The sequence below is a fragment of the Methylorubrum thiocyanatum genome, from assembly GCA_014138645.1.
Lineage (GTDB): Bacteria > Pseudomonadota > Alphaproteobacteria > Rhizobiales > Beijerinckiaceae > Methylobacterium > Methylobacterium thiocyanatum.
The window spans coordinates 363383-374832 of the sequence record JACJIB010000003.1; the positions used below are offsets into that span (position 1 = coordinate 363383).

General features: G+C 69.5%; 13 protein-coding genes. 8 read left to right on the forward strand and 5 right to left on the reverse strand.

Annotated elements, in window-relative coordinates; genetic code table 11:
* The first annotated feature begins 148 nt into the window (after window positions 1-148).
* The gene (locus tag HNR51_RS09210) at window positions 149-1099 is read left to right on the forward strand and encodes a metallophosphoesterase family protein (RefSeq protein WP_141951851.1); all 951 of its coding nucleotides are present in this window, start codon (window positions 149-151) and stop codon (window positions 1097-1099) included.
* Window positions 1100-1134: 35 nt separating this feature from the next.
* Here the strand turns inward: HNR51_RS09210 and HNR51_RS09215 are convergent, their stop codons facing one another.
* The gene (locus HNR51_RS09215; RefSeq protein WP_012455024.1) at window positions 1135-1611 is read right to left on the reverse strand and encodes a response regulator; all 477 of its coding nucleotides are present in this window, start codon (window positions 1609-1611) and stop codon (window positions 1135-1137) included.
* 408 nt (window positions 1612-2019) lie between these two features.
* Between HNR51_RS09215 and HNR51_RS09220 the strand changes: the two genes are divergently transcribed.
* Both HNR51_RS09220 and HNR51_RS09225 read left to right on the forward strand, forming a co-directional pair.
* Window positions 2020-2832, forward strand: a complete 813-nt coding sequence (locus HNR51_RS09220) for a cold-shock protein (RefSeq protein ID WP_141951852.1) — start codon at window positions 2020-2022, stop codon at window positions 2830-2832.
* A gap of 162 nt (window positions 2833-2994) precedes the next feature.
* Complete coding sequence (locus HNR51_RS09225; protein WP_152277423.1) at window positions 2995-3234, forward strand: hypothetical protein; 240 nt, start codon at window positions 2995-2997, stop codon at window positions 3232-3234.
* 27 nt (window positions 3235-3261) lie between these two features.
* Here the strand turns inward: HNR51_RS09225 and HNR51_RS09230 are convergent, their stop codons facing one another.
* Window positions 3262-4671, reverse strand: coding sequence for a leucyl aminopeptidase family protein (locus HNR51_RS09230; RefSeq protein WP_182554745.1), 1410 nt, complete (start codon window positions 4669-4671; stop codon window positions 3262-3264).
* 96 nt (window positions 4672-4767) lie between these two features.
* On the opposite strand from HNR51_RS09230, the gene HNR51_RS09235 reads away from it, so the two are divergent.
* From HNR51_RS09235 to HNR51_RS09250, 4 genes are all read left to right on the forward strand, one after another.
* Window positions 4768-5616: a tetratricopeptide repeat protein gene (locus tag HNR51_RS09235; protein ID WP_182554746.1), complete on the forward strand. Its 849-nt coding sequence runs from the start codon at window positions 4768-4770 to the stop codon at window positions 5614-5616.
* Window positions 5617-5816: 200 nt separating this feature from the next.
* The gene (rpmB, locus tag HNR51_RS09240) at window positions 5817-6122 is read left to right on the forward strand and encodes a 50S ribosomal protein L28 (RefSeq protein ID WP_012455029.1); all 306 of its coding nucleotides are present in this window, start codon (window positions 5817-5819) and stop codon (window positions 6120-6122) included.
* Window positions 6123-6233: 111 nt separating this feature from the next.
* Window positions 6234-7163 carry an AEC family transporter gene (locus HNR51_RS09245; protein ID WP_141951856.1) on the forward strand — a complete coding sequence of 310 codons (930 nt, stop codon included), beginning with the start codon at window positions 6234-6236 and terminating at the stop codon, window positions 7161-7163.
* Window positions 7164-7272: 109 nt separating this feature from the next.
* Window positions 7273-8976 (forward strand): lysine--tRNA ligase, encoded by a 1704-nt coding sequence (locus HNR51_RS09250; RefSeq protein ID WP_182554747.1) that lies wholly within the window; start codon window positions 7273-7275, stop codon window positions 8974-8976.
* 57 nt (window positions 8977-9033) lie between these two features.
* Here HNR51_RS09250 and HNR51_RS09255 read toward each other — a convergent pair whose 3' ends face one another.
* The 3 genes from HNR51_RS09255 to HNR51_RS09265 form a co-directional block, all read right to left on the reverse strand.
* Window positions 9034-9456, reverse strand: a complete 423-nt coding sequence (locus tag HNR51_RS09255; RefSeq protein ID WP_210279960.1) for a type II toxin-antitoxin system VapC family toxin — start codon at window positions 9454-9456, stop codon at window positions 9034-9036.
* On the reverse strand, window positions 9453-9707 hold the full coding sequence (locus HNR51_RS09260) for a type II toxin-antitoxin system Phd/YefM family antitoxin (RefSeq protein WP_012455033.1): 255 nt from the start codon (window positions 9705-9707) through the stop codon (window positions 9453-9455). The genes HNR51_RS09255 and HNR51_RS09260 overlap by 4 nt, the downstream gene beginning before the upstream one ends.
* Before the next feature lie 122 nt (window positions 9708-9829).
* Window positions 9830-10219, reverse strand: coding sequence for a ribosomal maturation YjgA family protein (locus tag HNR51_RS09265; RefSeq protein ID WP_182554749.1), 390 nt, complete (start codon window positions 10217-10219; stop codon window positions 9830-9832).
* 76 nt (window positions 10220-10295) lie between these two features.
* Here HNR51_RS09265 and prfB point away from each other — a divergent pair.
* Window positions 10296-11424, forward strand: a protein-coding gene (gene prfB / locus HNR51_RS09270; protein ID WP_182554750.1) for a peptide chain release factor 2 whose coding sequence is annotated in 2 segments (ribosomal slippage) — window positions 10296-10364 and window positions 10366-11424 — 1128 coding nt in all. Because the reading frame shifts where the segments join, the coding sequence is not laid out codon by codon here.
* Window positions 11425-11450 lie beyond the last annotated feature (26 nt).

An 11450-nucleotide genomic window follows, 5' to 3' on the forward strand; every position in this document is an offset into this window, starting at 1 on the left:
CGCCGGCTGTCTAGACCCGTCCGTGCGACGGACGCAACGGAGCCGGGCGCACATTATAACGTATGTTATACGTTGCAACCCCTACGCTGCGGTGCGGCAGGATGCGGATATTGACGCCGGAGCGCATTGCCGCGATGCGGGGCGACGCATGTTCCGTCTCGCCCATCTCACCGATCCCCATGTCGGGCCGCTGCCGCGGCCGCGCCTGCGCCAGCTCCTGAGCAAGCGGGCGGCGGGCTACGTGAACTGGCGCCGGGGCCGCTGCCACCACCACGACATGGATCTGCTCGGCGCCCTCATCGCCGATCTGCACGGCCAGGGCGCCGATCACGTCGCCTGCACCGGCGACCTGTGCAATCTCGGCCTTCCCGACGAGTGGGAGAGCGCCCGGTTGTTTCTCGAAGCGCTTGGCCCGGCGGAGCGGGTCAGCTTCGTGCCGGGCAATCACGACGCTTATGTGCGCGGCTCGCTGGAGGGCCTGCTCGCCGCCTGCGGCGGCTGGACCGCGGCCGATGACGGGCAGAGCCGCCTGTTCCCCTATCTGCGGCGGCGCGGGCCGCTCGCCCTGGTCGGGCTGTCCTCGGCGATCCCGACCAAGCCCTTCGTTGCGAGCGGGCGCCTCGGCTCGGTGCAGATCGACGCGGCCGAGCGCCTGCTGCGCGACCTCGCCGCGGCGCCGGACCGGCCCTGCCGCGTGGTGATGATCCATCACCCGCCCCATCCGGGCGGGGCGGCCGCGGGACGCGAGTTGAAGGACGCGGCGGATTTCGCGGCGATGATCGGCCGGGCCGGGGCGGATCTGATCCTGCACGGGCACAACCATGTCGGCTCGGTGGCCCAGATCCTCGGGCCGGACGGGCGGCCGGTGCCGGTGGTAGGCGCACCCTCGGCCTCGGCGCGCACCCTGCTCACCAACCGGCGCGCCTCCTATTACCTCTACACGGTCACACCGCACGACAGCGGCTACCGGATCGGCGTGACGGAGCGCGGCCTCGACGAGGCGGGCGGCATCGGCGAATTGTCGGGCTTCGACATCGAGACGCCGCCGGCGGACCGGCTCGGGCTGAGCTATCGGAAACGTCGGCGGCTCCGGGGCTGAGGCGGCAGCGCCCCGATCCGCCAAGCCCTGCCCCCTCAGAGCGCCCCCAGCTTCGCCATGCCATTGGCCCGGGGAAGGGGGCGCAGAAGGCTCTTCACCTGCGAGAAGGGGCGCGGCCGGTTGATCACCTCGTCCAGGCGCGACCACAGGGTCTTGGGCGAGAACGGCTTGGCGATGATCTCGTTGACACCGAGCGCGATCGCCCGATCGACCACGTTGCGGCGCGGCTGGGCCAGCATCAGGATGATCGGCACCGTCGGCGAGGGCGAGGTAGCCGGGGTGCGAGCGAGGCGGATGAACTCCTCGCCCGACAGGATCGCCAGATCCCAGTCGATGATGGTGAGGTCCGGCTTGCTCTCGGCCAGCACGCCGAGCGCCTCGGCGCCGTCGGGCGCCTCCAGCACGCGCTTGATGCCGACGCGCATGAGCATGTCGCGCACGATGCGGCGGATATAGAGGCTCTCGTCGACGACGAGGGCGGAGAGATCCGGGAAGGTCGGAGTTGCGATCATCGGCGGCCGGCGCCCGGTTCGAATCCGGAGCGTTTCACGGGCGAGGCTAAGTCGGATCGGGTTTGCGTTTCCCTAAAGCGGCGGCGGCCTGCGGGAATCATCGACATGAATCAGCGACGGGACTCGCGGGCGAGAATCATCCGGAACTGCTGCCTCTGCGTGCAAGCGGAAATCGGAGCCGTTGCCATCCCAAACGGGGTACGTACGCAGTTTCACCGCGAAAATGCGGAGCCCGGAGCACGGATCGGTTAGAAGATCCTTGCGGTATGGACGGGATTGCGTCAGACCTGAGGCATCGCTCCCGGTGGCCGCAGCCGGGGGGATGATAGTGCGGCGCGTCGGCTGTCTCGAGATAGCGCGCACGCGGTATTCGAGACTTGGCGGGCGAACGGTTTTTGCGAGCTTTCAATGGGACGTGGTCGTGATTTCAGGGGGCCGCAGAAGCGCGGCTTCGACGAGGGTGGTTCCGAGCCGCGTTGGCCCGATGAACTCCCCCCCAGCGGCGGTGACCGCTTCGGCGGCGGCGGTGGCGGTGGCAACCGCTTCGGCGGCGGCGGCGGTTACGGCGGTGGCGGCGGCGGCTTCGACCGCGGCCCGGCCCGCGCAGCGGCGGCTCCGACGGGACCGGAGCGTGACGCGACGGTCAAGTGGTTCAACAAGGAGAAGGGCTTCGGCTTCGTGGAGCTCGGCGACGGCTCCGGCGATGCCTTCCTCCACATCCGCGCGGTCGAAGCCGCCGGTCACGACGACCTCCTTCCCGGCACGCGCCTGACGGTTCAGACTGCCCAGGGGCAGAAGGGTCCGCAGGTCACCGCCGTGAACAGCGTCGACACCTCCACGGCCGAGGCGGCTCCGCCCCGGCGCGAAGGCCCGCGCTTCGGCGGCGGCGACCGCTTCGGTGGCGGCGGCGATCGCTTCGGCGGTGGCGACCGCTTCGGCGGCGGTGGCCGTGATCGCTTCGGCGGCGGTGGCGGCGGCGGTGGCGGCGGGCGTTTCGCCTCCGGCCCGTCGGTCGAGATGACCGGCACCGTGAAGTGGTACGATCCGGCCAAGGGCTTCGGCTTCGTCTCGGTGAACGACGGCGGCAAGGACGTGTTCGTGCACCGCTCGGCGCTCTCCCGTGCCGGCCTCGACTCCCTGGCCGAAGGCCAGCAGGTCACCCTCGGCGTGGTCGAGGGCCAGAAGGGCCGCGAGGCTTCCAGCATCACCGTCGATTACTGATCGACGCCTGACAGTTTGATGGAAGCGGCGGCCTCACGGCCGCCGTTTTCGTTTGGCGCCATGGCGGCGCGATCGCATCGTCCCGGAGGGTGGTGGCCGGCTTTCGGAGGAAGACGGTGCCTACAAAAGGCGCCGGCCGGCAGAGATCATGATGGGAACGCGATGCGTCGGACCGTGAGCGCGCTCGGCCTGCTTCTCCTATGCGCCGCACCGGCCGCGGCGGAAGACTTCACCGGCTTCTATGCCGGCGTGAATGCGGGCTGGGCGTTCGAGCGCGGCGGCCCTCGCGACGCCCCCGGCCTGCCGGGCTCGGCGAAGCCGGAGGACGGACTACCACCGAGCGTGGCACGGGTTCAGGAGCGTCGACGGCCGGAGACCTCGCCGCCGTCCGGACGGCGCTGAACCCGATCGCGGAAGCCCGCCCGCGCGTCAGGGCTTACGCCCGTAGCGCTCGGCCACGAGGGCGTAAGCGAGGCGAGCGGTCTGCACCTCGCCGCCCTCCGGCCGTCCGGGCTTGGTCGAGGGATTCCAGCCATAGAGATCGAAATGCACGTGCGCCCGAGTCCGGCGCACGAAGCGGCGCAGGAACAGGGCGGCGGTGATCGCCCCGGCAAAACCGCCCCCCGGCGCGTTGTTGAGGTCGGCGACCTTCGAATCGAGCTGGCCGGCGTAGGGCGCGTGCAGCGGCAGGCGCCAGACCGGATCGTTGACCCGTCGGCCCGCTGCGGCGACCGCGCCCGCCAGCGCCTCGTCCTCGGTGAAGAAGGCCGGCAGGTCGGGGCCCAAAGCCACGCGGGCGGCGCCGGTCAGCGTCGCGAAATCGAGGATGAGGTCGGGCGCATCGGCATCGGCCAGATCCAGGGCGTCGGCGAGGATCAGGCGCCCCTCCGCATCGGTGTTGCCGATCTCGACGGTGAGGCCGGCGCGGGAGCGGATGATGTCGCCGGGGCGGAAGGCGTCGCCGGCGATCGCGTTCTCGACGCTCGGCACGATCAGCCGAAGGCGCACGGGCAGATCCGCGCCCATGATCATCTCGGCCGCCGCCAGGGCCGCGGCGGCCCCGCCCATGTCCTTCTTCATCAGCAGCATGTTGGAGGCGGGCTTGATGTCGAGCCCGCCGGTATCGAACACGACCCCCTTGCCGACCAGCGTCACACGCGGCGCGTCCGCCGGCCCCCAAGTCAGGTCGATGAGCCGGGGCGCCCGCGGCGAGGCGGCGCCGACCGCGTGGACGAGCGGAAACTCCTTTTCCAGGGCCTCGCCGACGGTCACGGCCACCGCCGCGCCGAACCGCTCGGCCAGAGCCCGCACCGCCGCCTCGATCTCGGCGGGGCCGAGATCATTGGCGGGAGTGTTGACGAGGTCACGTCCGGCCGCGACCGCCGCGGCGACCCGCCCGACCGCCACCGCATCGACGCCATGTGGCGCGACGAGGCGCGGGCGCGGCTCGCCCGGCTTGCGGTAGCGCTCGAACCGGTAGCTGCCGAGCAGCCACGCCAGGGCCGCCTCGCCCGCATCGAAGCCGTCCGTGGGCTCGAAGCGGTAATCGCCCGCGGGCAGGGCGCCCGGCAGCTTGCCGGCGAGGAAGCGGTCGTGGCCCGCCGCGTTCGTATCGCCGAGGCCGAACAGCACGAGGCCGAGCCCGCCATCCTCACCCGGCAGGAGTGCGATGCGCCCGGCCTTCGGCGCAAAGCCGGTGGCGGCGGCGAAGCTGCGCTGGAGCGGCGGCAGGCCGGACTCGACGGCTTTCCATCCCTCCGCCGAGACGCAGCGGATCGGGACCGCGCCCGCGGCTGCGTCCAGAAGAGCTGGTCCGTGCGGAATCTGCGCTGGGGTCATGGAAAATAAGCTTAACCGGCCATTAGGGTTAACGCTCTATCACCCCGTCATCGGTACGGCGCAAGCGCCGGCCGTGGCATTGGGGGGGAGGACGACATGACCGGCATCTGCGGCGGGGCTTCGGACCGGCCTGGAACGGTCCGGACACGGCGCCTGCTCGCTCTGGCCGTGATCGGCCTCGGCCTCGCCGGCTGCCAGAGCCGCTCGCCGGAGACGACGGGCTCCATCGGCGGGCTCAACCTCCTCGGCACGAGCCGCCCCGAGCGCTCGCCCCGCGCCGAGATCGACGCGCTTGCGGCGCGTTACAATTCCGACCCGAGCGATGTGCGCAACGCCATGCGCTATGCCGCGGCGCTGCGGGCGACCGACCAGAAATCCCAGGCCGCGGCGGTGCTGCAGCAGGTCGCCCTGCGCAACCCGAAGGACAAGGCGGTGCTCGCCGCCTACGGCAAGAGCCTTGCCGATGCCGGCCGCTACCAGGAGGCCAGCGAAGTTCTCCAGAACGCCCACAGCCCGGCCCAGCCCGATTGGCGCGTGCTCTCGGCGCAAGGCATGGTGGCCGACGAGACCGGCGACCACGCCCGAGCGCAGAGCCTCTACGACGCCGCCCTCAAGATCGCGCCGAACGAGCCGCGGATCCTGTCGAATCTCGGCTTGTCCTACGCACTCTCCCGCCAACTCGGCGAGGCCGAGACGACCCTGCGCCTCGCGGTCGCGCAGCCGAAGGCCGATGCGCGGGTGCGCCAGAACCTCGCCCTGGTGCTCGGGCTCAAGGGCCGCTACGACGAGGCGGAACGCGTGCTGGCCCAGGATCTCGGTCCGGCGGAAGCGGCGGCCAACGTGCAGGCCATCCGCGCCATGGCGGCCAAGCGGAGCGCGCCGAAGACGGCGCAGGCCGCCGAACCGACGCCGGGGCGGCAGCTCGCTCGGACGGCGATCCAGTAAGCCCTGGGCCGGTTCCACGAAAGTTCTCGCCTTCCGACCTTGACGAATCCGGCGCAACTCCCCTATAGGCTCGCCACTCCCATAGGACTCCGCCGGTATCGATTGTCGCGAGGGTTCGACGCCCTCGGCGCGAGAGCCGTGTGGCATTGCCGAAACGCCTCAGCGCCGAGACCCGGCCTAACGTTGACAGGACTGTAACGATGTCGCGTCGCTGCGAACTCACGGGCAAGGCCGTCCAGGTCGGTCACCTCGTGAGCCACTCGAACCGGAAGACCAAGTGCCGGTTCCTGCCGAACCTCTGCAACGTCACGCTGCAGTCGGACGCCCTCAACCGCCGCGTCCGTCTCCGCGTGACCGCCCACGCGCTGCGCTCGGTCGAGCACCGCGGCGGCCTCGACGCCTTCCTCATCAAGGCGCGCGAGATCGAGCTGTCGCAGACCGCTCGCCTGCTCAAGCGCGACATCGAGAAGAAGATCGCCGAGACCGCGACGCCCGCCGCCGCGTAACGCGCCCGGGCCCATAGCGGCCCGCGCTTCTTCCAGAACCGAATCGGGAGGCCACCGGATGCGCAGCGCGCGCCCGGTGGCCTTTTCCGTTGCGCGAGACACACGCTGCCGATGACGGCGCTCACCCTCATCATTCCGATCTTCGGCCTCGTTCTGGTCGGCTGGATCGCCTCGCTCACGGGGATCATCTCGGAGCGGGTCGGCGACGGCCTGTCGGAATACGTCTTCTCGCTCGCGGTGCCGGCCCTCATCGTCTCGACGCTGACGCGGCCGGGCCTGTCGGGCGAGATCGCCTGGGGCTACTGGGCGAGCTATTTCGGCGGCGCGGCCATCGCCTGGGCCACCGGCTCGCTGATCGGGCGCCGCACCGAGGGCGTGGACCGGCGCGGCGCCGTGCTGCACGGCTTCGCCGCGAGCCAGTCGAACACCGTCTTCGTCGGCGTTCCGATGATCCTCCAGGCCTATGGCGAGGCCGGGGCCTTCCCGCTGTTCATGCTCCTCGCCGTCCATCTGCCGCTGATGATGGGCGCGGCGACCTTCCTGATCGAATCGGAGGGTGGGCGCCCGCTCGGCCACCGTCTCACGTCGCTCGGCCTCGTGCTCGCCAAGAACCCGATCTTCCTGGCGCTCGCCGTCGGCATGGCGATGAAGGCGACGGGCCTCTCGCTCTCCGGCATCCCGAAAGCGCTGGTGGATTCCCTCGGCGGCACCGCCTCGACCTGCGCGCTGATCGCCCTCGGCGCCGGCCTGACCCGCTATAAGGTGCTGCACGATCTGCCCGGCGCCAGCATCGTCGCGGCCCTGAAGCTCGGGCTGCACCCGCTCGCGGTCTATCTCTTAGCCTTTCACGTCTTCACCATGCCACCGGCCTATGCGGGCGTGGCCGTGCTGTTCGCGGCGATGCCGGTGGGCATCAACGCCTATCTGCTCGCCGCCCGCTACAAGAGCGAACAGGGCTTGGTGGCCGCCGCCGTGCTGGTCTCGACGCTGGCCGCGACGGCGACCACCGTCGGCTGGCTGATGCTGCTCGGACGGGGATAACCGCCTTACGTTGACCCCGGCCCGCCCGCTCCATAGGTTGCCCGCTCTCGCGCCCCGGCCCGGATGGCCGGCGCGGCGCCTGTCCTGAACCCCGAAAAGCTCGCTTCCGATGTCCGCGCCCCTCCGCCTCGACCCCGATATCCTGGAGGCCGCCGCCTCCGCCGCCGCCTGGCCGTTCGAGGAGGCGCGCAAGCTCGTGGCGCGGCTGGAGAAGAAGCCGAAGAGCGAGGTGCTGTTCGAGACCGGTTACGGCCCCTCGGGCCTGCCGCATATCGGCACGTTCGGCGAGGTCGCCCGCACCTCGATGGTGCGCCACGCCTTCCGCGTGCTGACCAACGACGCGGTGCCGACCCGGCTGATCGCCTTCTCGGACGACATGGACGGCCTGCGCAAGGTGCCGGACAACGTGCCGAACCGCGAGATGCTGCGCGATGCGCTCAACCTGCCGCTGACCAAGGTGCCCGACCCGTTCGGCACGCATGAGAGCTTCGGCGCGCACAACAACGCGGAGCTCCGCCGCTTCCTCGACGCCTTCGGCTTCGATTACGAGTTCCGCTCGGCCACCGAGTGCTATCGGTCGGGCGTCTTCGACGACACGCTGCGCCTCGTGCTGGAGCGCTACGACGCGGTGATGGCGATCATGCTGCCCTCGCTGCGGGCCGAGCGTTCGGCGAGCTACTCGCCGTTCCTGCCGATCCACCCGGTCACGGGCCACGTGATGCAGGTGGCGATCGACGAGGTGCGCCCGAGCGCCGGCACCATCGTCTGGCGCGACCCGGCGACGAACGAGGTCTACGAGACGCCGGTGACCGGCGGCCACGTCAAGCTGCAATGGAAGCCCGATTGGGCCATGCGCTGGGTGGCGCTCGGCGTCGATTACGAGATGGCGGGCAAGGACCTGATCGATTCGGTCAAGCTCTCGGGCCAGATCGCACGGGCCCTGGGGGCGGAACCGCCCGAGGGCTTCAATTACGAGCTGTTTCTCGACGAAAAAGGCCAGAAGATCTCGAAGTCGAAGGGCAATGGCCTGACCATCGACGAGTGGCTGACCTATGCCACGCCCGAGTCGCTCGCGCTGTTCATGTACAACAAGCCGCGCGAGGCCAAGCGCCTGTTCTTCGATGTGATTCCGCGCCACGTCGACGAATACGACAACTTCCTCGGCCGCTTCGCCGGCCAGGAGGCGAAGCACCGGCTCGGCAACCCGGTCTGGCATCTGCACGCGGGCGCGCCGCCGGCGGTCGAGACCATCGACGAGGCCGGCACCACGCTGTCCTTCGGCATGCTCTTGAACCTCGTGGCGGTGGCCAATGCCGAGGACGAGGCGGTGCTGTGGGGCTTCATCCGCCGCTACGCGCCGAATGTCGGGCCGGAGACGCATCCGCGACTCGCCGGTCTCGTGACCCGGGCGCTCGCCTATTACCGGGACTTCGTGCGGCCGCAGAAGCAGTACCGCGCGCCCACCGAGGAAGAAGCCGCGGCCCTGCGCGATCTGTCCGAGACGCTCAAGGAGCACGAGGGCTCGACCGATCCGGAGGCGCTGCAGGCGGTGGTCTACGAGGTCGGCCGGCGCCACTTCCCCGACCTGTCGGGCAAGGCCAAGAGCCCGGACGGGCGGCCCGGCGTGTCGAAGACGTGGTTCGCCTCGATCTACAACGTGCTGTTCGGCGAGGCGCAGGGCCCGCGCTTCGGCTCGTTCATCGCGCTCTACGGCGTGGCCGGCACGCGGGCGCTGATCGAGAAGGCGCTGAGCGGCGCGCTGGTGGCCGAACATGCGGCCTTCCTCGACAGCCGCAAGGCCGCGGCGGAGTGAGTTGGCGCGGGGCGGTGGGAGGGTAAGCCGCGCTCTCGCCCTCCCTTCGCCCGATCCTCATACCGCCCAGGGATTGATGATCGCGACACCGGTCGGCTCGAAATCGGCAACGTTCCGGGTCACGACCGACATCCCGTGCACGAGTGCTGTCGCGGCAATGAACGCATCGCGCTCGCTTCGCCGGTCGGGAACGTGCAACCGGGCGCACCGCCGAGCGACGGCGACATCGACCGGCAGCGTCCGGCTGGAAAACTCCGGCAGAACGTTCTTTTCCAGCCAAGCGCGAAGCACCGAGCCTTGGGCAGCATCCTTTCGCTCAAGCGCAAGGATGCCGAGTTCCAGTTCCAAGATCGTCACGGCTGACAGGAACAGCGCGCTGGCATCGACCGTCTTCTCGAAAGCGGCGACACCGGGATCGGCCCGGCCGGAGCGGACCTTCCGCAACTCGGACACGACGCAGGTGTCGAGGACGTACATCAGGAGAAATCGGCCGGTCGGCTTGCGATGTTCGCGCGCGGAGGCTCGAAATCGATCTCCGCGGCGCCCGGCATGTCCAGGGCTTCAGCGATGCTGCGCCGCTGCCTCGTCAGCCGTCGATATTCCTCGATGCTCAACAGAACATGGGCAGGTTTACCGCGGTCGGTGATGAACACGGGACCGTTCTCCGCGGCCTTCTTGGCACGGCTCACGTCCTGATTCAGCTCGCGGCTGGAGAGTGTCGTGATGGTCATGAGGGCACCCGCATAACGCGCGATCAGGATGTAGGTTTGTTACTACATCCTAGATGTAAGAACAATCTCGCCCAGCAGGAGACGGTACGGATCGTGGGCCTGAGCGTTCCGGCTGCGACGCATCAGCGTCGCCGCGTTCCAGCGTCCAATCCCGCCGCCAGTCCGATGCCGACGGCGTAGGCGACTACGTTCCAGACAGAAAAGATGCGGCCTAGCAGCAGCTGACCCGCCAGCGTGCGGCGGAACGCATCGAGCTCCGGTGTGTGAACGAGGCGGAACAGCTCCACCAGCACCGCGAGCGCCAGGGCGACGGCGGCGAGCCGACCGGTCGCGGCGCGCGGGCGGACGAGGGCGACGAGCCCGTAGACCATCGCGCCCCACAGCACCGAGCCCGCATACTTCATGACCTCCCGCGGCAGGCCGAGCGGCAGGAGGCGCACGCCGATGCCGGCCGCGATCACGATCAGGATGGCGGCCAGCAGGCCGAGGCGGCGGGTCTGGGGGCTCGGCATGAGGGCGCGGCGGTTTACAGGGCGGGAACCGCCCGGTATCACCCCCGGCCACACCGACATACGAGTTTCACACCAGATGCGCGCCGAGATCGAGCAGGCCTCGGATGCCGCCAAGCAGTCTATAGGGCTGCTGAGGAGGCATCTTTGACTGGGACACCGTCGATAAACGCCTCGCGGAGCTGAACGCCGCGTCCGAGAACCCCGACCTCTGGAACGATCCGGAGGCCGCGCAGAAGGTCATGCGCGAGCGTCAGGAGCTCGACGAGGCCGTCACCGCGATCAAGAAGCTCGAGCAGGATCTCGAGGACGCCGTGACGCTGATCGAACTCGGCGAGATGGAGGGCGACCAAGCCTCCATCACCGAGGGCGAGAACGCGATCAAGGCGGTCGAGAAGGAGGCCGCGAGCCGGCAGGTCGAGACCCTGCTCTCGGGCGAGGCCGACGGCTTCGACACCTATCTCGAAGTCCATGCGGGTGCCGGCGGCACCGAGAGCCAGGACTGGGCCAACATGCTCCAGCGCATGTATGCCCGCTGGGCCGAACGGCGGAAGTTCAAGGTCGAGATCGTCGAGATGACCGACGGCGAAGAGGCCGGGATCAAGGGCGCCACGCTCCTGATCAAGGGCCACAACGCCTATGGCTGGCTCAAGACCGAATCGGGCGTGCACCGGCTGGTGCGGATCTCGCCCTACGATTCGAATGCGCGGCGGCACACGAGCTTCGCGTCCGTCTGGGTCTATCCGGTCATCGACGACCGAATCGAGATCGAGATCAAGGAATCCGACTGCCGCATCGACACCTACCGGTCGTCGGGTGCGGGCGGCCAGCACGTCAACACGACCGATTCGGCGGTGCGCATCACGCACAATCCGACCGGCATCGTGGTGGCCTGCCAGCAGGAGCGCTCGCAGCACAAGAACCGGGCCACCGCCTGGAACATGCTGCGCGCCCGCCTCTACGAGGCCGAGTTGAAGAAGCGCGAGGAGAAGGCCAACGCCGAGGCCGCCTCCAAGACGGAGATCGGCTGGGGCCACCAGATCCGATCCTACGTGCTTCAGCCGTACCAGCTCGTCAAAGACCTGCGCACCGGCACGCAGTCCACCGACCCGGACGAGGTGCTCGACGGCGACCTCGACCCGTTCATGGAAGCCTCGCTGGCGCAACGCGTCTTCGGCGGCGGCGAAGAGGTCGCGGACATCGACTGATTGTTGGGTGGTCCCGGCCTTCGTCG

Bases quoted from the DNA above. Each gene is read 5' to 3' on its own strand.
- HNR51_RS09230 (WP_182554745.1), bottom strand. From the start codon at position 4,671: ATGACCCCAGCGCAGATTCCGCACGGACCAGCTCTTCTGGACGCAGCC.
- HNR51_RS09245 (WP_141951856.1), top strand. From the start codon at position 6,234: ATGACGGCGCTCACCCTCATCATTCCGATCTTCGGCCTCGTTCTGGTC.
- HNR51_RS09235 (WP_182554746.1), top strand. From the start codon at position 4,768: ATGACCGGCATCTGCGGCGGGGCTTCGGACCGGCCTGGAACGGTCCGG.
- rpmB (WP_012455029.1), top strand. From the start codon at position 5,817: ATGTCGCGTCGCTGCGAACTCACGGGCAAGGCCGTCCAGGTCGGTCAC.
- HNR51_RS09210 (WP_141951851.1), top strand. From the start codon at position 149: ATGTTCCGTCTCGCCCATCTCACCGATCCCCATGTCGGGCCGCTGCCG.
- HNR51_RS09215 (WP_012455024.1), bottom strand. From the start codon at position 1,611: ATGATCGCAACTCCGACCTTCCCGGATCTCTCCGCCCTCGTCGTCGAC.
- HNR51_RS09265 (WP_182554749.1), bottom strand. From the start codon at position 10,219: ATGCCGAGCCCCCAGACCCGCCGCCTCGGCCTGCTGGCCGCCATCCTG.
- HNR51_RS09260 (WP_012455033.1), bottom strand. From the start codon at position 9,707: ATGACCATCACGACACTCTCCAGCCGCGAGCTGAATCAGGACGTGAGC.
- HNR51_RS09250 (WP_182554747.1), top strand. From the start codon at position 7,273: ATGTCCGCGCCCCTCCGCCTCGACCCCGATATCCTGGAGGCCGCCGCC.
- HNR51_RS09225 (WP_152277423.1), top strand. From the start codon at position 2,995: ATGCGTCGGACCGTGAGCGCGCTCGGCCTGCTTCTCCTATGCGCCGCA.
- HNR51_RS09220 (WP_141951852.1), top strand. From the start codon at position 2,020: ATGGGACGTGGTCGTGATTTCAGGGGGCCGCAGAAGCGCGGCTTCGAC.